Source organism: Aliikangiella maris (assembly GCF_040719265.1).
GTDB lineage: Bacteria > Pseudomonadota > Gammaproteobacteria > Enterobacterales > Kangiellaceae > Aliikangiella > Aliikangiella maris.
Genome location: NZ_JBFDAH010000001.1, coordinates 336,265 through 362,024 on the forward strand (window position 1 = coordinate 336,265; position 25,760 = coordinate 362,024).

Sequence of the window (25,760 nt, forward strand, 5' to 3'; positions counted from 1 at the left end):
CTCAATCACTTACATTTTATAATCGATTCCAAAATAGAAAAAGCGACCTCTGGCACTGACGGGGAATGAATACGCTGTCATGAATGGTTTTTCATCTGTTAGGTTTTTAATACCACCATAAACGGCCATTTCTTCAGTAAACTGATAAGCCGCATTAAGATGATGTATCCATTGTTCATCTTGCATCACTACATCGCCATACAAATATTGTTGTTCTATTTCAACGTAACCTAGAAGTTGCTCACTCATATACTGTGATTGAGTACCGACTTTTAGATTGTTCCACTCCCAGTTAAGATATAAATTACCAGCCAATTCTGGTCGGTTAACTTCTTTTAATTCAGGATTTACGACAGTGAGATCATTCGGATTAGTAAATTGATTTAATTTATGAACTTTAGTACCTTGAAATTTTGTAGAAAACTGATGTTCTTCATAATTAAATTGATAACCGATAGAAAAGTCAAAGCCTGATGTTTCTAATTTTGCAAAATTGATTAAGGTGCTTTCAATAAAGTTAAATCCACCATTTTGGGTACTACGATTTAATAATTCACAAAAGGCAATATTTAACTCGGGGCCAATAAAGCAAGAATTAACAATATCCTGATCATCAACTTCTTGAATAGCATCTTCAATTTCAATTTGCCAGTAGTCAATACTCAACGCAAATCCTTGCAAATAATCAGGTTGGTAAATTAATCCAAATGTATTGGTATCGGCCGTTTCTTCGATGAGTTCGGCGTTGCCCCGCTGAACTCCCCCAAAAGCCGCTGAAAGCGGATCGGCAAAATTGTAATTGCCTGAATCGTCATTAGGACTAAAGTTGATTGACGCGAAATAACTTTCACAATTGGCTTGTGTTTGTTGTGCTAATGCTTGATTATTTTCTGCCATAGCCGTAATTTGAGCGATATCACATGGATCATTAGGGCGAAAAGTTGTACCCACTTCAGGACCAAATAGTTCTGTGATATTAGGGGCTCTCACTGCGACCGAAGTTGTCGCTCTAAGTGTTAAATCGTTATATGGCTGATAAAATAGATTAGCTTTCCATGTAGTCGCACTACCAACAGTGGTATAGTCTGCAAATCTGACGGCTAGCTCTAGTGTCAATTCTTCTGCCCATTGTTCACCAAGTAGTAAGGGAATTGCCGACTCCATAAAGACTTCTTTAACTGAGTAGTCTCCCTGTTCGTTGTTAATTCGCAGCGCCGGTCTGAACACTAAAGATTCATTATTTGAGTGTTCTGATATATGCGTACCTGCAGGGAAGGGCGAACCACTTGGGATGATTCCTCGTTGGAGTGCATCAAAGGTCGCAGCCGATTTTTCTTTGCGTAATTCGGTTCCAATGACAAACGAGAGTGGACCCGCTGGCAATTCGAAATAATCGGTAGAGTCACCGGCGATATAACCTGAAAATACCAGTTGTTCTAATTTGCTTTTGGTATTTGAGTCTGTGGTGACCCAATCAATCGCTTCTTGCGTTATTCCGCGATGTCCTGCCCAGATGTTCATGGGGACGCATTCTCCATTTCCCGGGGTGAATGAGAAATACCCAGGATCATAAACCGGAATATCAAATGGAGTTGTCATTGGGGCCGCATTTGGATCGACTTCAACACGACATGCAGGATTGCCTGTTAGTGGATCGATGACCGCGTCAATGGCGGCGAAAAACCGATCATTAATGATCGAATTTTTTTGATGAATGGTTTCTTCATATTGACCCCAGTTTAAACTCATTTCAAATTGCCACGAATTGTCAAAACTACCCTGAAGTCCGGCGACCACTCGGGCAGTATCACGGTTAGTCGTTTGTTCACTATTGCCAATGAATATGGGGTCCATGGTGATCGCAACGCCCCCATATTGAGTTGCCACTGGTTGAATAAAAGTTGGTAAGTATGGATTGTCGGGCGCGCCTAACAGCAAATCCCAAAATGATTTTGGATTGCTTTCATTTTTTGATTTTTGAGTAACATATTTGATTTCGGCAAATGCGGTTGTATTTGATGTCAGGTCATAGTTTGCAATGAGATTTAGCGAAATATTTTCTTGTGGCAATATAATGTATTCATCATCTTGAACTAAAGTATTGAATGAGTCACCTCCAAATCCTTGAAAGTCATTGGCAATTAAACCGTCATGGATTGGTCGATAGCTACCATCTGCGGTAACATTCCAGCAACCACCAACAATGCCATAAGATGCCTTGCCATAAACCGAGTTATAACCGGTAAATGAGTCGAGACAGTCTGGTCGCCCATTACCGTCTAAATCGATATTCGTTAACGGATCAAAACCGTCGCCGGTAAATGGATTGCCTGGAATAATATAGCCATAGCCAGATGTAAACGGGAAAGTCCTCTCTGGTAAAATTATTCGTTGTGGAGCGTTCGCTGCTCGAGCAATCAGAGCCAGTTCCTGCTCAGTGAGTGTTGGGGTTGTACCAAATTGTGTTAAATAATCAGCGATAAAATCTTCAGCTTTAGGAATTTCCAATCCAAAGTTAAATAAACCTGTTTGAGCGTAATTAAAATAGCGGGCAAAGTTCGGTGTCGCTTGTTCACTGATATCACCTTGTTGAAAACGTAATGCCGGATTGACCCAATCCTGTGCTGAACCTATCAAGCGACCATTTTTCCGCTCATAGGCTCTCAAACCTTGGTCTTTAGTGTAGTCAATGGCTACCGCAATATTTCCTTTGGCACTGTCAAAGTTACTGCCCCAAACCAATGATAGCGCGTCTTGTCGTGCATCACTTTCTTTAGAAATTCCCGATTGAAAGTCGACTTCAAATCCTTCAAAATTTTTATTTAAAATAAAATTAACTACGCCGGTTACCGCATCGGCACCATAAATTGCAGATGCGCCACCACTGAGCACTTCCACTCGGTCGAGTAATTTAACCGGGATTGAACCAACATCTACGGCTGCTTGCCCAGTTACACCGGCAACATGACGTCGACCGTTAACTAATACCAATGTTCGGTTAGTGCCCAATCCACGCAAATTGAGTACATTTGCACCATCAGATAAATCAGCACCATTATTTTTTGAGCCTTCAGCTGTAACAGAAGAAAATAGTGCAGGTATATCGTTGACAACATCGGCAATTGAAATTTCACCTGATTGTTTAATCGCAGTTGCATCTAATGATTGAACTGGTGAAGTAGAAGCCAGGTTAGGATCTCTGGCGAGTCTTGAACCAGTGATGACAACCTTTGGAACATCTTCTTCACTGATTTCTGGTGCAATGGTATCGGCAGCATTGATAGACGGTATTAATGATGCAGTAAACACTGCTGTAATCACTGTATTAATCCGATTCTTTTTGAAAACATTGAATTGATTTAATACTGTTGGGTCAAGTGATATCATTATCGACTTCCTCACAAATGTTTATTTCTATTTTTTGTTAGTTTGAATAATTAAAATAATTGCTTTTACTTTAATGAAAAGAATAAAAAGAAGTTGTTTTTCAAGATAAATAATTTGACAGGACAAACCTACTATTCATTACGCCATTCACTGACATAATATACAGCGTATCGCCGAGTTTTAAACTGAAAAAACCTTTTAGTCATGGGTCATGTTTGATTAGAGCACTTCACTTAAAAACATCAGGTCAAAAGTTCCGTGCTTAAGCATTGGTAGTGTGTGTAGTATACCCTAGTTTTGTTTCGTTTAAATTTAATAACGCTAAACTTTTAACTTTTAATGTTCTAGTTAAGGATACTATAAGAAATTTGTAATTTTGTTCAGGAGAAATGTGAAATCGTTATTAAACGAATCAACTAAAATAAGAGTTAATCGGTGATAGATTGATGCAAATTAATGAAAATCTCTTATAGGTATTTTTGTGGTTTTGGTCGTCGAACCTAGATTAGTGAGTTTATGTTGGCTATTGAAAAGGACATTAGAGTTAATATTAAATCAATATTAAATCAATATTAAATCAATATATTCTACGAATGAAGTATGGACATACAGTTTTTTGCCCATAAAATTTTAATGCTTATAAAAAATGATTATATTTGGAGTTCATAGTGAATAAATTAGCTTACTGGTTTAAAAGCGTCAGCCTAAAAAATCGGTTGTTTAAAAGATTAACTAAACTGATAGGGTTAATTATTGTGTGTGCTTAAGTTAATGCAGCAGACAAGGCTTCACATCCGTTATTAGGTGGTTTTCAAGGCGCAAGACTCAATCAGTCGACCGCCTATAACTATTATGAAGTAAATTGGCCTGTTGATAAGGTCGAAGATTATCAGTAGGTCAAAACACAAAAGGTTTCGGGGCATGCATTTTTGAAAAGTATGTTATCGAAAATAAAGCTGTTATTGAAGTGATTAGAAATTACCAGCGGGCTTTTTCACAATCGGGTTTTGAAATAATATTTCAATGTTTACCCAATACCTGCGGTTCTGAAATAGAGTCGTTCTTAGAGCAACCGAGAATTTTAGGTAACCTTTCACCCAATTTTCGCCAAGAGTCACCGGTATTTTTTGTTAAACATGTTGCTAATAACCAAACTTCTTATTTGTTACTAAGCTCATCTGACTGGTCAAATTATATTGATATCTATTTATCGATTATTGAAGTGTATCAACCTGTTTATGACAAAGTGAAAATTGATAATGCCGCATATCAAAAACACCTAAATGGTAATGTTAATAATTATGGTAAGGTTGATAAAGATATAGAGAACAGTCAAGATCATCCTTTAGTTTCACGTTATAAAACATTTAATTTTATTGATGTTGCTCTACCAATTAAAGCAATTAGTTCCGATGAACCAAAAAGTGAAATTCTTACGGTAGAAGGCCGAGGAACATTTATTAAATATATGACTGCGCTTGGCGTATCGCAACTGGATGTGTTAAGAAATTATGATAATGCTTTTAAACAAGCTGGATTTCAACCTTTATTGGCGTGTGAAAATCAGGATTGTGGTAATTATATGGAGAATTATCTGGAAAAAGACACGGTATTTAGAAAAATAGGACCGAATCTAAAAAGTGAAAGTCCGGTCAGAGTTATGAAGCATAGTAGTGAGGGAAAAAATACTTATGTTGCTTTGGCTATTGCAGATTGGGAGCGAGAGCTGGATATCTTTTTAGCAGTACTAGAAGAAGGTGAGCTCAAGCAAGGTAAAGTTGCCATCAATGCGGATTATCTTGCGAGTAAAATTGCAAAAACAGGTAAAGTTGCTTTGTACGGTATTGAGTTTGATTTTGATTTTGATAGCGATAAAGTAAAATCAAAATCTTTTACTTTAATTAAAGAAATCGCTAACTACTTAAAACATAATGCCGCACAAAAAATCTATATTGTTGGACATGCTGGTGCAACTGGTGATGAAGATTATAATATTTTACTTTCTAAAAAACGCGCCCAATCGGTACGAAAAATTCTAATTGAGCAACACCAAATTGCTGCTGATCGACTGAAAGCTCGTGGTGCAGGTGATTGGGCACCAGTTTCAACTAATCAAAATGAGGAGGGTAAAGCTTTAAGTCGTCGAGTAGAACTGGTTTTAGATTTATAAGATAACAGGGATTGCAGGTCTAAAAATCTATAGAAAAAGCCAGTCTGGTTTGGTTAGCAATTTGCATGCTGTTATAAATAGTGAATACGAAAAAGTGGCAGGTTACTTGAGTTTACTTATAGTAATGTTAAAAAAATATAGCGGCAGTTTTAGGGGTAAAAGCTAATGAAAAAATGTTTTTTGAAGGAAAGAAATAAAATGGCTGGCAGCTAATTTTGCTTTTATGAAATGAGCATCGTTATGATTTTGATAAATTAGAAAAATGGTGATGTAAATGGGGTAAGCAGGGCTGTATTTGCGGAAGATAGCATACTCAAAAATTGAATATTTATCATTCCGCAAAAAGTTACCACCAGTATGTTTAAAATGGCGAATTACTTAATGAATACCGGCTAAAACAGTGAGCAACTTGACTACATTTTTATAAAGTGTAACGCTTTAAACTGTAAATAATTTAATTAACTCGCTTGTTTTAAGGCAATCCACGTATCAACTTTTTGGGTTAGAACTTTCATCGAAACTGCACCGCCTAACAAAATTAAATCGTGAAATTCTGCTAAGTCAAATTTATCCTTAAGTTGTTTTTGTGCCTTATCACGTAACGATAGAATTTTCAGCATACCTAATTTATAGCCCAAAGCTTGACCTGGCCATGCCATATAGCGTTCAATTTCACGGGTGACATCTGATTTTGCTGTGCCTGTTTTTGCTGCCATGTATTCAATAGCTTGCTCGCGAGACCAGCGTTTGTGATGAATACCGGTATCAACAACGAGACGTACTGCGCGGAATAATTCTGCTTGTAAACGTCCAAGATCACCAAAGGGATCATCTTTATAAACGCCTAACTCAGCAGCAACTTTTTCAGCATATAAAGCCCAACCTTCGGCGTAAGCATTGTAAGGGGCAATTCTGCGCAACAACGGGAGAGCATCTTGTTCAAGGTTTAATGAACCTTGCCAATGATGTCCAGGACTGGCTTCGTGGTAGGTTAAAGTTTTTAAACCAAATTTAGGATTGGCTTTGATATCTTTTAAATTAATCCAATAAATACCTGGCTTAGTACCATCGATTGCTGGTGGTGTATATTGACCGCCAGGTGCACCATCTTGGATTGCTGCGGGAAATGATCTTACTTCAACCGTATAATTGGGGTTGGTTTTAAAAAGCGGTTGCATAAGCTCACTGATTTCTTTAATTTGCAAATTTAAATCAGCCAGTAGCTGTTTTCTTCCTTCTGCTGAGTCTTCATAAAGAAAACGGGGTTCCTTAGCCAGTTCATTCATGCGCTCACCAACGCTGCCAGACTGATAGCCTTGTGACTTTAAAATTCTATTCATAGTGTTACTGATTCGTTCCACCTCACTGACGCCTACTTGATGAATTTGCTCTGCGTCTAGTTCACTATCACCCAGTTGTAAAATAGCATCTTGGTAGTATTTTTCGCCACTCGGTTGTGCCCATATTCCTGATTCTTCACGTGCTTTCTCTATTAAATTTTCGGTTTGTTTCAGTGCTTTTTCATAGGCTGGATAAACTTGTTGAGTTACAGCACTAATCGCCTGGGCTATAAGTTTAGCTTTTTGTTCTTTATTTAAATTGTCAACTTGGTCAAGTTTTTCAATAAAGCTGGTGACTAGTGGGTTTTTTTCGGGGGCGTCGGCCAAAAAGTTATTGATATAACGAACACTACCTTGCAAAATAATTTTAGGCGGAATCCAGTTTTTGTTGGCATCTGCGAGCTGCTTTTGTAATACACTATCTACAAAATGGTCAAACTCTTCAAGTCTTTGAATATAATCTTGTGCTTGTTTTTCATTCTTAACGGCTTGATCACTTTGCATATATCGCGGAATATCAATCAAAGGTCCATTAATCTGATTGATAACAAATGGAGACAATCCCATCCAGACATCAATATAACCCATATTAAAATCGGGAATGCCTGCGAAATAACGGGTTAAGTGTGCCATTACTTGTTGGTTTTCTGTTGCGATACGATTATCAGATGGAACTTTTACCGCTCGGATTTGTTGAGAAATTTGGTGTAATTGCTGACGAAGTTTCTGTTCGTTTTTTTCGGAGTAATTTTCTAGCCGGTTAGCAAAATAAATGCCGACATCTTTTTCTGATAAACCATATAAAGTTGCCGAAGCCGCTCTAGATTGGAATAATACTTTAGTGGCTTGTTGGTACAATTTATTGAGCGTTTGCTCTGGGTTAAGTGTTTTTTGTGAGGGATTTTTTTCCGATTGTGCGACTGGTAAAGGTGCTTGCTTGGAAATTTCATTAGCTTGCTGTGTTTGCTGATTGCAGCTAATTAGTAAAATAGAAGAAGCTAATAAGCATCCGAGTAATTTTATTTTCATTATGTATCAACCATTTAATTAAACTAGAATTAAAATAGTGTGTCATAAAATTATGGCAATTACCATACAAACCTTAAGGCATAGGTAAGAGCAATGTATGACATAATTGATAAAAAGTTTGGTAAATATCGTTTATGGCATCAACACTTTTGATGTAGCGAAAAGTGGTGAAATTTTTGGTAATAGAAAAGCCGGTAACACCGGCTTTTTATAAAATGAAAAAGTAACTTTTTACTGGGATATTTTAAAGAACAGCTTTTAGAGATTGAGCGACATATTCTAAACAATGTGTATTTAGTCCGGCAACATTGACACGACTCGAATCTGCCATGTAAATGGAATATTCACTTTTTAATCGCTGAACTTGTTCTTTAGTGATCCCTAAATAACTGAACATACCTTTTTGTTGAGTAATAAAACTAAAGTCCTGTTCAATACCTTGTAATTGAATTTGTTTTAGTAGTCCTGCTCTTAATGACTTAACTCTCAAAGCCATCGAGTTTAATTCTGCTTCCCATTCTGTACGAAGAGAATCATTTGATAAAACGAGATCAACTAAAAATCCACCATACGCTGGAGACATTGAGTAATTAGCTCGTGCAACATCTTGAATTTGTGTTTGAATAGCCTGAGCTTGTTCTTTTGATTTGGTCTGGATTAATAAGCTACCGGTTCTTTCTCGATATAAACCAAAATTTTTGGAGCACGAAGTGGCAACAATCATTTCGTCAACTTTTTCTGCCAAGTAACGAACACCTTTAACATCTTCTTCCAGTCCATCACCGAGTCCTTGATAAGCGATATCAACAAAAGGAATAAATCCGTTTTGTGCGGCTCGGCTAGCGACTTGTTGCCAGTTTTCAAATGATAAATCAGCACCCGTAGGATTGTGACAACAACCGTGTAATAATACGATATCTGTTGGGCCAAGTTGCGCCAGTTGTTCATCCATTGCAGTAAAGTTAACTGCACCAGTTGAATGATCAAAATACGGGTAAGTCTTGATATTTAATCCTGCTGACTTGATTAATGGAATATGGTTGGCCCATGTTGGATCGCTTACCCAAACAGTTAACTCGCCTTTAACACGCTTAATCAATTCTGCACCAACGCGCAAGGCGCCACAGCCGCCAGGCGTTTGAATTGCGGCGATACGCTCGTCTTTTAAAATAGAAGAGTCTTTACCAAAAACCAGTGATTTAACCCCTTGGATAAATCCAGGTACGCCACCAGGACCAATATAAGTTTTACTGTCTTCTGTCTCTAAATGTTGTTGGGCTGCTTTTTGTACCGCACTCATTATCGCAGTATGACCTGATTCATCACGATAGACACCTACACCCAAGTCTACCTTTTTGGGATTCGGATCATCTCTGAATTGACTGATCAGTCCTAATAAAGGGTCGGCAGGTAAGGCATTGAGTTGATCAAACATTGATTAGCTCCATCAATTAATTTTTATGGTTCAAGTAAAAGTTCAGGCCGATAATTGTACTCTGTATACTTGGTAATTGACTAGTTATGTTTATAGATTAACGTATTAAAAAACCAAAAGTTATGGTTATTAACAGCAAATATTGCAAGAGATTGAATCCGTGGTCACTAATGACTAAAATGTCTCCTTCGCTGATAGGTATTGTTGAGTCGGATGAGTCATTTGCTCAAATTTCAGCCTTTTTAACATAAGAAAATTAAAAGTAGCTTGTTTAAGAAATAAAGCTATAAGAAACAAAATTTCAGAATCAGGCTTCGTCATTTTAATTAACCTATACCGCAATTTACGGTAAACGTTTTTTTGGTTAAATCATAACCTATCAAATAACATGGCCAAATCAAGTACATGACAAAGTACAAGTTGAAATATTGTGCAAAATAAATTGCTAAATTTAGGAGTCGAGTGTCTGTGATGCGAATAGGTCATGGTTATGATGTGCATGCATTTGGTGGTAATAAACCACTGATTATTGGTGGTGTCAAAATAGATAACCATATAGGTTTAATTGCACATTCTGATGGTGACGTGCTGTTACATGCGGTATGCGATGCCTTGTTGGGAGCCGCAGCTCTTGGTGATATTGGTCGCCATTTTCCCGATACCGATCAAAAATTTGCCAATGTTGATAGCCGTGATTTATTGCGCAGAGTTTATCAATTAATTGCTGATAAAAGTTATTTAATCAGTAATATTGATATCACGGTGGTTGCACAAACACCCAAAATGTCACCTTACATTTCACAGATTTGTCAAAATCTGGCGGAAGATTTAGCAATTGGTATTGACCAGATTAATGTAAAGGCAACCACAACAGAATCTTTGGGTTATATTGGCCGAAAAGAGGGGATCGCAGTACATTGCGTTGTAATTATTGAAAAAATGCCTGATTCCAATGATTGAATTACCACTGCCAAATGAATTATTTGAACAACTGCCGCGTCTCAATCAGCAACCTCTGATTGACGCTCATTTACGCACGGTTGCGGATGATTTTCAGGTTAATGAGATACTTTCATTTGAGCCTGAGGGAGTTGGTGATCATTTATTTTTATATATTGAAAAACAAAATTGCAATTCTGATTGGGTAATTTCTTATCTACAACGTCATTTTAAATTGAAGCCTGCCGATGTTGGCTATGCGGGAAAAAAGGATCGCTACAGCATTTCTCGTCAGTGGTTTAGCCTTTATTTTCCAGAGAAGAGAAGTAATGAAGTTTCGGCTATTGTCGAGACCATTGATAATGATTCTTTTAAAGTATTAACCGTAACCAGGCATGTGAAAAAGTTGCGTGTTGGTGCAATTTCTGAAAATCAATTTTGCATAACTTTACGTGGTTTGACTGAAAAACTTGACGAACAAATTTTTGGCTCATTAATTGCGAATGGTTTTCCTAATTACTATGGTTATCAGCGCTTCGGTCATCAGGGAAATAATCTTAGTAAAGCATTGCAAGTTTTGGCCGGTAAAATAAAAGTGAAATCTCGCTCTCGTCGAGGTATCTATTTATCTGCTTTGCGCAGTTATTTATTTAATATTCAAGTCGCGTATCGTATCAATCATCAATTGTGGTCAACAGCCCTTGATGGCGATTGCTTCAGTTTATCTGGCAGTCGCTCTTACTTTCATTGTGATAAAGTTGACCAGCCAACTATTGAACGATTAGCGCAGGGCGATGTAAGTATCAGTGGCTGGTTAGTTGGACAGCAAGCCTCAGAAGTGACTGGTGCTGCTTTAACGTTGGAACAATCTGCATTGACTGATTTTCAACCGGTTATTGCTCTCATTCAAAGTAGCCCTCTAGGCCAAAGATTACAATCTGCGCGTCGGCCTATACGAGCATTTGCACGTGATTTTAAGGTTTTGGCTAGCAATCAGCAGCAACTCACCCTACAATTTGGCCTGCCAAGTGGCAGTTATGCAACATCATTGTTAAGAGAGTTGTTTAGAATAAAGGATTTGGCCCTGTTAGAGAATCGAAATGATTAATATATTGCTAAGTAATGATGATGGTGTAGATGCGCCTGGGATAATTATTCTCGAAAAAGTACTTTCTCAAAAGCATACTGTAACTGTTGTTGCACCACACAGAAATCGCAGTGGTAGCAGCAATGCATTGACATTAGATAATCCTATTCGCTGTAAGCAGTTAGATAATGGTTATTATTCAGTATCAGGCACGCCTTGTGATTGTGTTCATTTAGGTTCGCATCGCATTATGCATCAAATGCCTGATATTGTGATATCGGGCATTAATCGCGGTGCAAATCTTGGTGATGATGTTCATTATTCAGGCACCGTGGCTGCTGCGATGGAGGGGCGTAGTATGGGATTTCCCGCAATTGCTGTCTCTCTGGCGGGTAATGAATGTTATAACTATGTGACTGCGGCAAAAGTGATTGAACGAATGCTACAGCATTTAGGTGAATATCCATTAACTTCAAATATTATTCTTAATGTTAATGTACCCGATTTACCTATCGAAGACATAAAAGGTTATCAAATTACCCGTTTAGGTAGCCGTCATCGTGCAGATACAATTGTCGCTGGAGAAGATCCTCGCGGCGAAACAGTTTATTGGCTTGGGCCACCTAGTCAACCTCAAGATATTGGTGAAGGGACTGACTTTAACGCCTTAATAAATGGATATGTTTCAATTACACCTTTGATCATTGATTATACAGCTTATCAAAGTTTTAATGCTGTAAATGAATGGATGTCAAAATTATGATTTCAAAAAATCTTGCCGGTATTGGAATGACTTCGCAGCGAACGCGCAGTCGGTTAATTCAGCGCTTGCGAGATAAAGGCATTGTAAGTGAACAAGTACTTGCGGTAATGGAAAAAACACCGCGCCATATTTTTATTGATGAGGCTTTATCGCATAGAGCCTACGAAGATTCTGCTTTACCAATTGGTATGGGACAAACCATTTCTCAACCATATATAGTTGCTCGAATGACAGAATTGTTAGCAATGAGTGGCAAGCTTGATGATGTACTTGAAGTGGGTACTGGGTGTGGTTATCAGACCAGTATTTTGGCGGGTGTTGCGCGCCGAGTCTATACAATCGAGCGAATTAAGCCTTTATTAAAGCAAGCTGCGGAACGATTTAAAACATTACAATTGCATAATGTTACTTTTCAACATGGTGATGGATATTTGGGGTGGCCCGCTCAAGCACCTTTTGATGGCATAATTGTTACCGCTGCACCAGAGCAAATTCCACAACCATTGATTGATCAATTAGCCATCGGTGGTCGTATGGTAATTCCTGTGAGTATGCCACAAGGTATACAGCAACTCCATTTACTCGAAAAATCAGAAGAGGGTATCAGCCGCATGCGGGTTGAAGAAGTTAAGTTTGTTCCTTTACTCGGGGGAATTATAGAGTGAAAATTTTTACTCCCATGTATGAAACCTGTTTGCGTTGGGCAAAACACCAATACGCCACTTATTATTTAGGGGTGATGAGTTTCGCTGAATCGATTATTTTTCCAATTCCAGTTGATGTGATGCTGGCACCCATGTGTTTGGCCAGATTAGACAAAGTTTGGCACTATGCACTGGTGGCCACAGTGACGAGCGTGCTCGGAGGTGTGTTTGGATATTTTTTAGGCATGTTCTTTTTTGAAAGTCTGATTTATCCTTTACTGGAAAAATTTAATTATGTACCAACTTACGAACATGCTGTGCAGTGGTTTGATAAGTATGGAGTCTGGGTAGTTTTTGTGGTTGGTTTTGCTCCGATCCCTTATAAAGTCTTTACCATTAGTGCTGGAGCGCTAAACATGGCACTTATTCCCTTTATTATTGCTTCAATTTTTGGTCGGGCAGGGCGTTTCTACTTGGTCGCCGGTTTAATGAAATTAGGGGGAGTAAAGATGGAGAAAAAACTCCATCAGACGATTGATTATTTAGGATGGGGAGTTGTGATAGTTGCTATTTTTGCTTATTTGTTGTACAAATATGTTTAATAGTTAATTAAAACAACTAATTAAGCCATTAACCTAACCTATTACTTGAGATGAAGTATTATCTAGCTTAATTGATATGTTTAATATTTATACGAATTAATTGAATTAATTCAATACTTACCCACGCTGAGCCGTTAAATGCTGCGTAAGTTGAAGGTGCTGTGCTGACTTCAGCAGTGCCTTAAAAAAAGCCGTTAACGGAACCGTCGGTTTGTGATTCGCCGTTATTAACTATGCGATAGGTTTTTCAACAATTCAGTGAAAACATTGGACAATAAATTTTTCACCCAAACCTCAAAGTATTTTGTGGTGACTTTTTTATTTACTGCATTAATCGCGTGCAGTAATCATGCGCCTGCACCCGTATACGATCTATATTCCCATTCTTCTCCAACTCAAAAAGCGGGCAGAGTTAAGTCGGTTGAAAAAGATTATCAGAATGTTGATGTACGCGAAGTTAACTCTGATAAACAATTTCATTTAGTGAAACCCGGAGACACATTATTTTCTATTGCCTGGTATTACGCACGAGATCATGAAGAATTGGCGAGTATTAATCATATTAAAAATAATATTATTTATCCTGGACAAAGAATTTATTTACAGTCAATAAAACAACAGCCATTATTTGATCCCGAATCACTTATTTTAGCCTTAAATAAAGAAGTTTTAAAAAAGCCTGTTGAGTTATCTCCAAAAAATACTGCGCCGGTGCGTATCGCGAAAGTTGCAAAGCCCCTACCGGCTACTCGACTAGAAAAATCATCAGATAAGACGTCTATCACTAGGCAAAACTTAAAAAAGTCGGCTAAAGTTAATATTGTTGATAAAAAAAATAGAAGACCAAATACCTACCAGTCTATCGAAAATGACAATTCAATTAATTGGATATGGCCGACGGAAGGAAAAATTCTTAACCGGTTTTCTGCTAAAGGTAATACCAGTCGCGGCTTGGATATAGCTGCCTCAAAAGGTCAACCGGTTAGAGCAACAGCCCCAGGACGGGTTGTTTACGAAGGTAATGGATTGCGAGGTTATGGGAATCTGGTAATTATAAAACATAATAATAATTATTTGAGCGCATATGCGCATAACCATAAAGTGCATGTCTCTGAAAATGAGTTTGTAAATGCGGGTCAGAGAATTGCTGAAGTCGGAAGTAGTGGTACGCATATTGATAAGTTGCATTTTGAAATTCGCTACAAAGGTAAGCCGGTAGATCCACTAAACTACCTGCCGAAAAAAAATTACTAATTTTTTTTTTAAAAACCTAAAGTTATATTAATGACAGCCGATAAACTTCTTAAGGCTATCAAATAACAACAGTAGCAATAAAGTATAGTCGTGTTTTTTCGGGTTTTCATGTGGAGAAAACTCCAACTTTTTCAGGGACATGTGTCCGTATGGTGGAGAGCAAAACAATGACAAAAGAAACTGCAAGTTCCGTTACCCCATTTGATGATGATGATTTGGACCTACTTGAGCCTGATATTTCTCATTTAAAGGAAATTGATGATCAGGAAAAGTTCAAACAGGAAGATAATCGTAGAGAAGGTGGCTTTGATGCTACTCAAATGTATCTCGGCGAAATTGGTGCATCTCCCTTACTTTCTGCGGAAGAAGAAGTTTATTATGCTCGAAAAGCACTTAAAGGCTGTGAAGCTTCTCGTAAGCGAATGATTGAGAGTAATTTACGTCTGGTTGTAAAAATTGCTCGTCGCTATAACAATCGTGGTCTGGCCTTATTAGATTTAATTGAAGAGGGCAATTTAGGACTGATTCGAGCGGTAGAAAAATTCGATCCTGAACGTGGATTCCGTTTTTCAACCTATGCAACTTGGTGGATTCGTCAGACAATAGAGCGTGCGATAATGAATCAAACTCGCACGATTCGATTACCCATCCATGTAGTTAAAGAATTAAATGTTTATTTAAGAGCATCTCGCGAATTGGCTCAAAAGCTTGACCATGAACCAACTGCTGAAGATATCGCTAAAAAACTAGGTAAACCCGTTGAAACAGTTGCTCGAATGCTCGGTCTTAATGAAAGAATATCATCTGTCGATTGCCCCATTGGAACCGACAATGATAAGCCGCTTTTAGACACAATTGCTGATGAGCGCGAATGTGGTCCATCTAATCGTTTACAAGAAGAGGATCTAAAGCAAAGTATCGAATTTTGGTTGAACCAACTCGGTGAAAAACAAAAAGAAGTACTGGCCCGTCGTTTTGGATTATTAAACTATGAGGCTGCGACTTTAGAAGATGTGGGCTTAGAAATCGGTCTCACTCGAGAAAGAGTGCGTCAGATTCAGGTTGAAGCGTTGCGTAGACTTCGTTTTATGCTTGAACGCCAAGGTTTAACGCTATCTAGTATTTTCAATGTTTAAATCGACACTTAAACATTAATAAATAAAAAAAGCACAATATTAGTTGTGCTTTTTTGTCGCTGCTATTTTACTAGTTAACTCGTTATGAGCTGATAAACAAATCAAGCCTTATTGTTAATTATCGTCTTGAAACTCAAATTACAAAATACAATCACTGAATGGTTGGATACTTATTGTTATTCACTAGAGTTGATGACTAAAGCATGAATATCCGTTTGCATCATATCGCCAAGTGCTTTGTAGACTAATTGGTGCTGTTTGATGGTTTTTAGATCGGCGAACTGCTTGCTTTTAATCTTAACCGTGAAATGTCCCTTACCACTTCGTGCACCTACGTGACCCGCATGAAGGTGACTATCGTCGATAATTTCAATATGAGTTGGATCTAATGCCTCACTTAGGAGTTTAGTCATTTTTTCAATACGCGCTTGATTGTCCACCAGAAAAAACCTCATGAAAAAAGCTGTCTTATTAGGGTAGTACTTTTTTGAACGGTTTGACAGTCACAGATTGATAAACACCTGCTGCCAAATAGGGATCTTCATCTGCCCATACTTGAGCGTCAGCAAGTGAGTCAAATTGTGCAACAATTAGACTACCACTAAATCCGGCATCACCAGGCTCAGCATTATCAATCGCTGGGTGCGGGCCTGCCAGTATTAATCTGCCGTCTTCATTGAGTTGTTGTAATCGAGCAAGATGGGCAGGTCTTGTCGATAGTCTGAGTGATAAACTATTTTTTTTATCTTCAGCAATAATTGCGTAAAGCATGATTATTCCTTTTCGTTAGATTTATTAGGAGATGTTTTTTCAGAAAAATCAGTTTGTTGGTTTGATTCTTCTTTAGGTATATAAGGAAATATTTTACTGATTGTATAAATAACTAATGTCAAAGTTAGTCCCATTAAACCAAACAGTTTGAACTTTACCCAAAATGCTTCTGAAAAATTGAATGCAATATAAAGATTTAGAAAGCCAAAAAGAATATAGCCAACAGGCCATATTAGATTTATTTTTTTCCAAATATTTTCTGGGACATCAAGATTCTCTTCGATGGCAGCAGATAGCATTTCTTTGATAAAAAGCTTATTTAATATAAATTGACGGTATAAAAATATACCAGCCATTACCCAAACTAAAATGCTGGCTTTCCATTGAACATAAGCTGCATCATGAAAAACCACGGTCATCGCACCAAATACTGAAGTGATTAGCAACGTCCAAAGATGGAGTTTTTCAAATTTTCCGGTTAATAGCCGAGACCCGACAGTTTGAATCGCAGAAGCAATAATTAACCCTATTACAGCAGGTTGCATAGGGTCTTTTACGCCCGAATAAAAATAAATGCCGACAAAAACTAAAATAGGGAAAAAATCGAGGAAAATTTTCATAAAGTTAGTATCTCTTTCTCAACACGCTTTTGCAGTAGGGGATAATACTTATACAATTGTGTGGTTAAGTTGCTAATTCAAAAAGACAAATTAATCACTAAATTGTTATTCTATAAGCAATTTTAAAATACAGACCCGCTATCATAACTGGTAAAATCTAACTTGGCCAAGAAAGATTAGACAATTCAGCTTAATCAGTATTGAAAATATGTATTATATTTCCCTGAATAAGTCCAAAGGACTGATATGATGCGTCAATTAATATCAAAAGGTTTGAATAAAAACTAAGTCAACTACTTAACTCTGGTTTGATAAATTGAGTTGTCATTGATTTTGTCACTAAATGATAGAATTACCGGATAAGTAAGTTGATTAACAGGACTAAAATATGCTTAAGTTTGACTTTCACTGTCATAGCTGTTTTTCTGATGGCGCGTTAACCCCGACACAATTAATAGACTATGCCGTTGAAAGAGAAATTAAACTGCTGGCGCTAACCGACCATGATTGTATACATGGATTGAGCGAAGCTCACAATCATATTCTCGAAAAACAGTATGATATTGAATTAATCAATGGAGTTGAACTAACGGCTCTTTGTGAATTTGGTGAAGTGCATGTTGTGGGATTGGGAATCGATTCTACCAATACATCTCTTTTAAGCACATTGGCGCAACAACAAGCTGAGCGCAAAAAACGTGCAAGGCAAATTGATGAAAAACTGAACTTGCTAGGTGTACACGGTGTTCTCGAGTACTGTAATCAAATGTCTCCAGTTGCGCTGACTCGAACACATATTGCACAAGCGATAGTTGCTCTAGGCTATGCCAAAGATATGAAAGCCGCATTTAAGAAGTTTTTGGGCAAGAATGGAAAAATTAAAGTTGCGAAAAACTGGATTGATTTAAGTGTTGCCATTGAACTAATTAAACAAGCCGGGGGAGTGGCTGTTTTAGCTCATCCAACTAGGTATCCACTATCAAATCGAAAGTTGGGTTTACTTATTGCCCATTTTGCACAATTGGGGGGAGAGGCAATAGAAATGGCTTATCCAAGTTTGAGTAAAGATAAAATTGAGTGGTTGAAGTTACATCTTGAAATGCATCAGTTGCAAGCATCTAGCGGTTCTGATTTTCACTATCCAGGGTTAAAGTGGACTGACCTTGGAAAATTTCCCTTCTTGGATCGAAGCATACCGCATATCTTTGAAGAGCGTATACAAATCTGAGCTAAACAGTAAATAGCACTATTAATATTCATTAACAATGCTATGATTGTCGGCCAAACTTAGTGTGTATTTTAAAGAGTTAACATATTCAGGCGGAGAGTGGTTAAAATAGACCTTAACAATTCTAGCGCCAATGTTTTACAACAATTGAATTTGATAGGCTTGTTAATTTGCATTTTAAACGCTTTATTATTTTCGAGGACATCAAATGACACAGTTTTTTCAAGTTCATAGCCAAAATCCTCAACCACGACTGATTTCACAGGCGGTTGCCTGCATCAGAAATGGTGGGCTGATTGTTTATCCCACTGATTCTGGTTATGCGCTAGGCTGTCATATTGGAGATAAGAAGGCGTTAGATCGAATTCGGCGGATTCGCAAGCTCGATAGTAAGCATAATTTTACTTTGGTGTGTCGTGATTTGTCAGAATTGGCTATTTTTGCGAGAGTTGATAATGCGGCATTTAGAGTACTAAAAAATTATACACCAGGACCATATACTTTCATATTAAGAGCATCACCGGAAGTCCCAAATCGGTTGCAACATCCAAAGAAAAAAACTATCGGAATACGTGTTCCAGATAATAAAATTGCGTTGGCATTATTGGAGTCGCTTGGCGAACCGTTAATGAGTACCAGTTTGATTTTACCCGACATGGAAGAAACATTGGCAAACCCTGAAGAAATATTTGAAACACTCAAAGGCAGAGTTGATTTGGTCATCGATGGTGGTTTTTTAAGTGATATGCCGACCACAGTTATTGACATGCTTGATGGGGTGCCTAAAGTAGTAAGACGTGGGGCTGGTAATCCTGACGAATTTGAGTAACAATTTGATTGAAATTCGATCAAATTCAAAAAGAATTAAAAAAACTCATTTAATTGATTGCATTCGATAAAACTTTCGATATAATTGCTCGCTCGATTTGGAGCCAGAGTGGCGAAATTGGTAGACGCAGCGGATTCAAAATCCTTTGCATGGACAGCAAAAATCTTGAGAAAACACAGTTTATATTGTGCCAGTGTGATGGAATTGGTAGACATAGGGGATTCAAAATCCCCCGCAGCAATGCGTGGCGGTTCGAGTCCGCCCACTGGTACCATTCCCTTGAAAAATAAAGAGTTTTTCAAGATTGTAAGCCGACGTAATGTCGGTTTTTTTGTGCCTTAAATTTGCCTTTTTATACATTTTTGCTGTTATAAACACCCCTTTGGGACTATCTTCATAGCCCTATAACTAGTCTAAAACTCTACCTCTCCGGTCTATATCTGGTCTTTTGTCTGTGCGTATTCTGTGAGTGTTGAAACTTAATAAAAGCTATTAATATTCATCGCTGTTTGTAGTGGTTTTCATCAGGATATCTGATGTTAATTAATGCCTTCTCTGGTCGATTTTAGGTTTCCATTTTGTGCTGTTGTCTTTTTCTTGGAATACTCCTGTTCTTGATGCTAAATGCTAAATGCTTGTAATTTCAATTCTAAATTTCAGTCACATACTGTATATTAGAGCTAAAGTAAACCAAAAGCTGCTCGGTCAAAATAATTTATGGAACAAGATGCAATAAAATTACAGATCCAAGACTGGTTATGTAGAAAAACTGCTAGCGTTGGAGTGCGTGAGGTGCTTGGCTTTCCTGTAGCTGTCGGATCGGATATTGGGAATGTTAGAGCTGAGAATCAAGATAAAGCTGTTATTTTGAGAGCTCAAGTTTCTGCTAATAAGTTTTTTTTAGTTGGTATTCTGTGTGATGGCATGGGAGGAATGGAAGAAGGCGCGGACTGTGCTTCTTTGGCTGTAGCGTCGTTTGTTTCTAGTTGTATAAGAAATCGAAATTTGCAGATAAAAGATCGTTTACTTCAAGGTGTAGAGCTGGCTAATCAAGAAGTTTATAACAAGTATAATGGTGATGGTGGAGCTACACTGACAGCCTTTATTTTGGATAGTGACGAGCAGTTTGAAGCTATAAACGTCGGCGATAGTAGAATTTATGTGGGACAACGTAACAGTCTGAACCAAGTGTCAGTTGACGATACAATTGCAGGTCAGCTAAATCAACATTCACCCGCTTCTCAATTGAGTAATAAATTGCTTCAATTTGTTGGTATAGGTAGCGATATAGAGCCGCATTTGCTAGATATGCCAGCTTTACACTCCATAGAAAAAGTTTTATTGACTAGTGATGGTATTCATTACATAGACGAGAGTACTTTACAGTCCATTTCCATGCAAAAAGTAACTTCGCTTGAGTTATCAAAAAGGTTAATTCATGTAGCTAAATGGTGTGGTGGACATGATAATTCTACAGTAATCGCTCTCTCTGATTTAGCATCACTTTTTAACTCATCTGAAAATGTAAGAACTGGGACTGTACAACTTTGGGATGCCTTTGGCGATGTACAGTTCATAGGTATTGAAAAAAGTCCGTCTTACGAGCAACGCCTTGCTACCGCGCCAGTTGTAGCAGATATTTGTGATGCCTCATTAGAAAAGAGTGATTCATCTATTGAAAGTAGTGAGCCTGAGCCCACCGAAATGAAAAAAACAGTTAGAAAGCGAAAGCGCAAGAAAGTAGAAACTGTAGAACCTAAGAAAGCTAAGAAGCCTCAATTAAGGATTGATTTTGATGACTAGTAGTATAGCCCCCGAGCTTCCGCCTCGTTATGTTCCTGATGGTAGTATAGGTAGTGGTGGATTTAGCGACGTATTGTTTTGCACAGATATCCATTTGGATAGAAAAGTGGCAGTTAAAACAATTAAAGATTTGTCTGAAGTTGCTCGGCTTAAGGATGAAGTGTCGGCATTGATGAAGCTTCGCTCAAAGCATGTGGTTCAAGTTTTCGATATTGTTGAAGGGAGTGGTGATTCATTTGCTATTGTTATGGAATTCATCGATGGTGTTGATTTATTTAACTTGGAATACAAAAATCTAGACTCGATAGCATTGCTGAAATTGCTTTGGCAAATAGCGTCTGGAATTACTGATATACATGCTGCAAATGTAATTCATAGAGACATTAAGCCAAATAACATGAAGCTCGATGGTGAAGGTATTGTAAAAATATTTGATTTCGGGTTAGCTAGAAATGTTGGTAAGGACGCTAAAACAGTAGGTTTTAAGGGAACTGTAGGGTTTTCTGCCCCCGAACAATTTACGCTTGATGAAGTTTATTTTACTTCTGCGATTGATGCTTACGCATTTGGAGCAACAGCCCTATATTTAGCTACACAAGATCTACCAACAGAACTTAAGGGGAGTTTTCCGCCACAGCCAATACCTAGTAATTCGTTCGAATGTGATTTATTGAAGCCTTACCCTCAGCTAATTAAGTTGTTTGAGCAGTGCCTGCTACATGATCCTAAAGCTAGGCCTACAATGTCTAAGGTTCGTGATGAAATTGCTAAATACCTACTGTTTGATAAGCATCAAGCGTTAGCTGTAATAAATGGTCAACCTCATATTATTAATAAAGACAGAAGAAGTGCAAAGTTAGGGTTAGGTAAAATTGGTTCATTTGAACTTAGCTATAATGGTCTGAACTTCTCATTAAATAATGTGGCTGGTGAGGTTTATGTTAATAATATGCATGTAACAGGTGACATTGAAATACCTAGTGCGTGTGTTGTTGGTATAGGAGCCGCGCACCGTCATTATACAGAACGGAGTTTTGTTACTTTTGATGTATCTAACCCAGAGGTAGCGCTATGAAAGGACCACATACTAAAGGTAATCGTGTAGCATCCAGATATGAAATCTTAGATTTTGTTGGCGAGGGAGGGATGCAATTCGTTTATAAAGCACATGACGAAGTTCTTGATAGATTTGTCGCGCTTAAAACGCCTAAAGATGCGACAGCTGAAAAGCGTTTTCATCGAAGTGCGGTTGTTTCATCAAGAGTTAACCATCCTAATGTAGCAAAGACACTAGACTATGTTGAAGAAAATGGACGTCCCTACCTAGTTGAGGAATTGATTGAAGGTTTTGACCTGTCTAAAGCGATTTTGAAAGAAGTGGATTTTTTAGACCCTTTTCTTGTTGCAAAAATTTTTCACCACCTCTCAAAGGGGTTAGCTGCATCACATCATGCGGGTGTTGTTCATCGAGATTTGAAACCAACGAACATAATGGTGACTGGTAAATACCAACTAACTGAGTTGAAAATCACTGATTTTGGTATCGCTAAAATGGCGGAAGAAGAAATAGTTGAAGCTGCTGAAGGTGGTGATATAACTAACAGTACATCTGCAACTGCGGTAGGGGCGCTTCCTTATATGGCTCCTGAAGCCATTGACACTCCTAGAAATGTAACCTTAAAAGCGGATGTATGGTCATTGGGGGCTATGATGTACGAATTGTTGACAGGATTTAAGCCTTTTGGTTCAGGTCTACGTGCTGTTAGACACATTGTCGAAGGGAAGTATGACCCATTCCCTGCATTTATAACTTCAAACCCTCAATTCAGTTATCTTTCATCTGAGCTAATCTCATTAATTGAGAGCTGTTTAAGTGTTGATGTGAACAAAAGACCTAGCGCTGATCAGCTAGTCGAAAGATGTAGTTTACTATGCTATCAAGTTAGTGAACGCTTTGTAGGAACCATGAAAAATATTAATCATGGGAAGTGGGGCTTTATATCTGTACCTGAACAGGATGATGTCTTTTATCACGTTGATAGTATGTATGGCACAAAACCGATTATCGGTGAGAAAGTGATGTTTTCCAAATATGTAGGTGGTGGTGCTGATAGAGCGTTACCCGTGGTTAGGTTAAAACACCTCTAGTTATTACACTAACTTGATCTTAGGTGCATATAACTCTTACCCCCGCGACATATTAACTTTTAAACACATATCAAAACCTCGGTTATAACCAATCAACCGAGGTTTTATATGAAGAAAAAATTCAAATTCACCAATGCTAGCATCAAGGCATTACCAGCTAATCCCAAAGATGCTAAAGGTACTGACTTAGAAGTATCAGATACTGAAATTATTGGTCTTAAATGCCTATCTGGTAAGAATGGCAGTAAACGCTTCTTACTCAGGTATACCTTTCAAAGTCGAAAATGCAGTATCGCACTGGGCAGGTTTCCCGAAGTCGATGTTGGTGCTGCTCGCCGCATCGCTAGCAAATACAAGTTGCAACTGGCCGAAGGCGTTAACCCGCAGAGCGCTAAAAGCTCAACCAGTAACATGCCTACCGTTTCAGAGTTTTTCTGGAGCACTTACTTACCTGTAGCAAAACAACGAAAGAAATCTTGGGACGATGATGTATCTCGCTTTGAACATCATTGTAAATCTATCTGGAATATCCGTTATGACGAGCTAAAAGCAAGTCATGTTCAAAATGTGCAAAACGAAATGATGGCGACGAAATCAAAGCGCGGTAACTACGCACCAGCGACCTGTAATCGTGTATTAGCCTTGGTCAAAACAATAGGTTCATTAGCTGAAAAGCTGCTAGATATTCCTAATGTTGCTAAAAAGGTGTCAATGTTGCCTGAAAATAATGCTCGTACTCGTTACTGCTCTATTGAAGAAGTACAAGCCATTATTAAAGAAGCAAGGCGTTATCATCAATTCACGATTGGTGCCTACATTGCCATGTTGTTTCTAACTGGCTGTAGAGCTTCTGAAATGCGATTAAGGAAGTGGGAAGATCTTAACTTAGCTGAGCGAACACTGACTATAGGTAAAACCAAGAACGGCACACCTCATGTTGTATATCTTACAGATATGATGCTTGAGATTATCTGTGATTTACCTCGTGTAAGTGGTAATGCTTATATATTTGCAGGCACAAAGGCAAACAGGCCTATTTGTGAAGGACGTTACGCATTTGAGACTATAAAGAAACGGGCGGGAATACATAAGCCAGAGGAAGTTGTATTTCATACAGCTAGGCACTCTTTTGCGAGCAATATGCTAAGTCATAGCAGAGAAACAGGCGCGGATATTCGCACTGTACAAGTGCTGCTGAATCATAAGGATTTAAGTTCAACGATGCGTTACAGCAAGATATCACCAGATAAGCAGCGCGATACCATGAACAGCTTGGATGGGTTACTCACGTCTAACTCGTAACAACACTCATATTAAACACATATCACTAATACGACATTAACAGCCAGAACCTTTGCAGGTTCTGGCTTTTTCATTTCTGGAGTATTTAATCATGCAGATCATTAACCATTGGCCTGATGCCGACGAAATAGGTTTACCAGTCAAAGTCTCGTCAGAGCTAATCAATTATCTAGTAGAGCCATTTGCTAGCGAGTCAGAGGCACAAGCGTTCTGGCAAGAATGCCCTAGCACCATAATAGTGCTATACGAAAATACAAATTTGGTAGAGCTTAGTGGTTCTATACGTCAATCAATTTCATTTTGCCTTAACTATCCTGAATTTGAAGAAGCGTTACCAAATGGCTATCGCTTGTTGCTTGCGATTATCAATGATGAAGGCGCAGGGTGTTATTTAGTGTTGCCATCAAACCTTGATATGACTGAGGTGGTGGATGGCTAGGAAAAAGCAAAGTCCTTTCAGTCATACTAAAACATGGCAAAAGCTCAAGCAGATTAAAGGCATTAAGCAGCTTACAGAAAGCGCACTTTTGCTTTACAGCTTAATTCTTGATGGCGATACACCGAAGTGGGTTAAAGCGGTTTGTATCACTGCTATCGCCTATCTAGTTTTTCCGATGGACTCTATCCCTGATGCACTTCCTACATTGGGCTACAGCGATGACTTGTTATGTATTAGCACTGCAATTGGTGCTGTAACGAGTCATATTCAACCACATCACAAAGGCCAAGCTAACGATATTTTCAACCAACTATAGGAGGCCAATCATGGCTCGTAAAACGACAAAAGATCAAAAGGAACATAGTAAAAAAGCGGATGCTGAGCAATTACCAGAAACCCATCAAATTCTGATTGATGATAAGGCAAGTAAACTCAGCCCTAAGCAACCTGGATTTATTTACTTTGAGCTGGGTAAGCACTTAGAAACTAACGAACTTGAACTTCGACTGAAAGGTAATGATGGTGGCGGTCTGCACTCGAAAGAATGGGTGAAACTATCTACCATCTTAGAAATATTAGACCAGCAAGAGGAAGATAAACCGTTCAAATCTGGTGTATTCAAGCCAGTATTTGAAGGTAAGAGCGCCAATAACGCTTCTTTCATTGCTGCGGCTTTACGCTGTAGTGCTATAGCACTGACAGATTCAACCGAAAACTCTATCTTTCTTCATGTGCTTAATAAGAATTTTAAGAGCAGAAGAGAGACATTACTCAAGCTCGCCAATAGTAAGTAAATAGCACCAGCTCATACTGGTATCTCGCCGCTAGGGTTCT

At 38.2% G+C, this 25,760-nt stretch carries 23 protein-coding genes and 1 tRNA gene; 18 read left to right on the forward strand and 6 right to left on the reverse strand.

What is annotated here, in order from left to right:
• Positions 1-9: 9 nt before the first annotated feature.
• Positions 10-3,387 carry a TonB-dependent receptor domain-containing protein gene (locus ABVT42_RS01490; protein WP_353873325.1) on the reverse strand — a complete coding sequence of 1,126 codons (3,378 nt, stop codon included), beginning with the start codon at positions 3,385-3,387 and terminating at the stop codon, positions 10-12.
• Between the two features lie 967 nt (positions 3,388-4,354).
• Between ABVT42_RS01490 and ABVT42_RS01495 the strand changes: the two genes are divergently transcribed.
• Positions 4,355-5,557: an OmpA family protein gene (locus ABVT42_RS01495; protein ID WP_353873326.1), complete on the forward strand. Its 1,203-nt coding sequence runs from the start codon at positions 4,355-4,357 to the stop codon at positions 5,555-5,557.
• 458 nt (positions 5,558-6,015) lie between these two features.
• Here the strand turns inward: ABVT42_RS01495 and ABVT42_RS01500 are convergent, their stop codons facing one another.
• Both ABVT42_RS01500 and ABVT42_RS01505 read right to left on the reverse strand, forming a co-directional pair.
• Positions 6,016-7,926 (reverse strand): DUF885 domain-containing protein, encoded by a 1,911-nt coding sequence (locus tag ABVT42_RS01500; protein WP_353873327.1) that lies wholly within the window; start codon positions 7,924-7,926, stop codon positions 6,016-6,018.
• Positions 7,927-8,170: 244 nt separating this feature from the next.
• A complete protein-coding gene (locus ABVT42_RS01505) occupies positions 8,171-9,361 on the reverse strand; it encodes an amino acid aminotransferase (protein WP_353873328.1) in 1,191 nt (396 codons plus the stop codon).
• A gap of 471 nt (positions 9,362-9,832) precedes the next feature.
• Here ABVT42_RS01505 and ispF point away from each other — a divergent pair, with 471 nt between their 5' ends.
• From ispF to rpoS, 7 genes are all read left to right on the forward strand, one after another.
• Complete coding sequence (gene ispF, locus ABVT42_RS01510; RefSeq protein WP_353873458.1) at positions 9,833-10,321, forward strand: 2-C-methyl-D-erythritol 2,4-cyclodiphosphate synthase; 489 nt, start codon at positions 9,833-9,835, stop codon at positions 10,319-10,321.
• Positions 10,314-11,408 carry a tRNA pseudouridine(13) synthase TruD gene (gene truD / locus ABVT42_RS01515; RefSeq protein ID WP_353873329.1) on the forward strand — a complete coding sequence of 365 codons (1,095 nt, stop codon included), beginning with the start codon at positions 10,314-10,316 and terminating at the stop codon, positions 11,406-11,408. The genes ispF and truD overlap by 8 nt, the downstream gene beginning before the upstream one ends.
• Complete coding sequence (surE, locus tag ABVT42_RS01520) at positions 11,401-12,150, forward strand: 5'/3'-nucleotidase SurE (RefSeq protein ID WP_465251055.1); 750 nt, start codon at positions 11,401-11,403, stop codon at positions 12,148-12,150. Before truD ends, surE begins: the two co-directional genes overlap by 8 nt.
• Positions 12,147-12,815 (forward strand): protein-L-isoaspartate(D-aspartate) O-methyltransferase, encoded by a 669-nt coding sequence (locus ABVT42_RS01525; RefSeq protein ID WP_353873330.1) that lies wholly within the window; start codon positions 12,147-12,149, stop codon positions 12,813-12,815. The genes surE and ABVT42_RS01525 overlap by 4 nt, the downstream gene beginning before the upstream one ends.
• Positions 12,812-13,396 (forward strand): YqaA family protein, encoded by a 585-nt coding sequence (locus ABVT42_RS01530; RefSeq protein WP_353873331.1) that lies wholly within the window; start codon positions 12,812-12,814, stop codon positions 13,394-13,396. The genes ABVT42_RS01525 and ABVT42_RS01530 overlap by 4 nt, the downstream gene beginning before the upstream one ends.
• Before the next feature lie 267 nt (positions 13,397-13,663).
• Positions 13,664-14,650 carry a peptidoglycan DD-metalloendopeptidase family protein gene (locus ABVT42_RS01535; RefSeq protein ID WP_353873332.1) on the forward strand — a complete coding sequence of 329 codons (987 nt, stop codon included), beginning with the start codon at positions 13,664-13,666 and terminating at the stop codon, positions 14,648-14,650.
• Positions 14,651-14,817: 167 nt separating this feature from the next.
• On the forward strand, positions 14,818-15,786 hold the full coding sequence (rpoS, locus tag ABVT42_RS01540) for an RNA polymerase sigma factor RpoS (RefSeq protein WP_353873333.1): 969 nt from the start codon (positions 14,818-14,820) through the stop codon (positions 15,784-15,786).
• Between the two features lie 176 nt (positions 15,787-15,962).
• Here the strand turns inward: rpoS and ABVT42_RS01545 are convergent, their stop codons facing one another.
• From ABVT42_RS01545 to ABVT42_RS01555, 3 genes are read right to left on the reverse strand one after another with little or no spacing between them, the layout of a single operon-like run.
• Positions 15,963-16,226: a BolA family protein gene (locus ABVT42_RS01545; RefSeq protein WP_353873334.1), complete on the reverse strand. Its 264-nt coding sequence runs from the start codon at positions 16,224-16,226 to the stop codon at positions 15,963-15,965.
• Positions 16,227-16,257: 31 nt separating this feature from the next.
• A complete protein-coding gene (locus ABVT42_RS01550; RefSeq protein WP_353873335.1) occupies positions 16,258-16,557 on the reverse strand; it encodes a YciI family protein in 300 nt (99 codons plus the stop codon).
• A 2-nt stretch (positions 16,558-16,559) separates the two neighbouring features.
• Positions 16,560-17,177, reverse strand: a complete 618-nt coding sequence (locus tag ABVT42_RS01555; RefSeq protein WP_353873336.1) for an inner membrane-spanning protein YciB — start codon at positions 17,175-17,177, stop codon at positions 16,560-16,562.
• Positions 17,178-17,565: 388 nt separating this feature from the next.
• Between ABVT42_RS01555 and ABVT42_RS01560 the strand changes: the two genes are divergently transcribed.
• The 10 genes from ABVT42_RS01560 (at position 17,566) to ABVT42_RS01605 (ending at position 25,720) form a co-directional block, all read left to right on the forward strand.
• The gene (locus ABVT42_RS01560) at positions 17,566-18,405 is read left to right on the forward strand and encodes a PHP domain-containing protein (protein WP_353873337.1); all 840 of its coding nucleotides are present in this window, start codon (positions 17,566-17,568) and stop codon (positions 18,403-18,405) included.
• 208 nt (positions 18,406-18,613) lie between these two features.
• On the forward strand, positions 18,614-19,234 hold the full coding sequence (locus ABVT42_RS01565; RefSeq protein ID WP_353873338.1) for an L-threonylcarbamoyladenylate synthase: 621 nt from the start codon (positions 18,614-18,616) through the stop codon (positions 19,232-19,234).
• Between the two features lie 189 nt (positions 19,235-19,423).
• Positions 19,424-19,508 (forward strand) — tRNA-Leu (locus tag ABVT42_RS01570).
• Positions 19,509-19,951: 443 nt separating this feature from the next.
• A complete protein-coding gene (locus tag ABVT42_RS01575) occupies positions 19,952-21,037 on the forward strand; it encodes a PP2C family protein-serine/threonine phosphatase (RefSeq protein WP_353873339.1) in 1,086 nt (361 codons plus the stop codon).
• A complete protein-coding gene (locus tag ABVT42_RS01580) occupies positions 21,030-22,112 on the forward strand; it encodes a serine/threonine protein kinase (protein WP_353873340.1) in 1,083 nt (360 codons plus the stop codon). Before ABVT42_RS01575 ends, ABVT42_RS01580 begins: the two co-directional genes overlap by 8 nt.
• Positions 22,109-23,185 carry a serine/threonine-protein kinase gene (locus ABVT42_RS01585; protein ID WP_353873341.1) on the forward strand — a complete coding sequence of 359 codons (1,077 nt, stop codon included), beginning with the start codon at positions 22,109-22,111 and terminating at the stop codon, positions 23,183-23,185. The genes ABVT42_RS01580 and ABVT42_RS01585 overlap by 4 nt, the downstream gene beginning before the upstream one ends.
• Positions 23,186-23,293: 108 nt before the next feature.
• Positions 23,294-24,487, forward strand: coding sequence for a tyrosine-type recombinase/integrase (locus ABVT42_RS01590; RefSeq protein WP_353873342.1), 1,194 nt, complete (start codon positions 23,294-23,296; stop codon positions 24,485-24,487).
• Between the two features lie 91 nt (positions 24,488-24,578).
• A complete protein-coding gene (locus ABVT42_RS01595; RefSeq protein WP_353873343.1) occupies positions 24,579-24,926 on the forward strand; it encodes a hypothetical protein in 348 nt (115 codons plus the stop codon).
• Complete coding sequence (locus ABVT42_RS01600) at positions 24,919-25,242, forward strand: YkvA family protein (RefSeq protein ID WP_353873344.1); 324 nt, start codon at positions 24,919-24,921, stop codon at positions 25,240-25,242. The genes ABVT42_RS01595 and ABVT42_RS01600 overlap by 8 nt, the downstream gene beginning before the upstream one ends.
• A 10-nt stretch (positions 25,243-25,252) precedes the next feature.
• Positions 25,253-25,720: a hypothetical protein gene (locus ABVT42_RS01605; protein WP_353873345.1), complete on the forward strand. Its 468-nt coding sequence runs from the start codon at positions 25,253-25,255 to the stop codon at positions 25,718-25,720.
• Positions 25,721-25,760 lie beyond the last annotated feature (40 nt).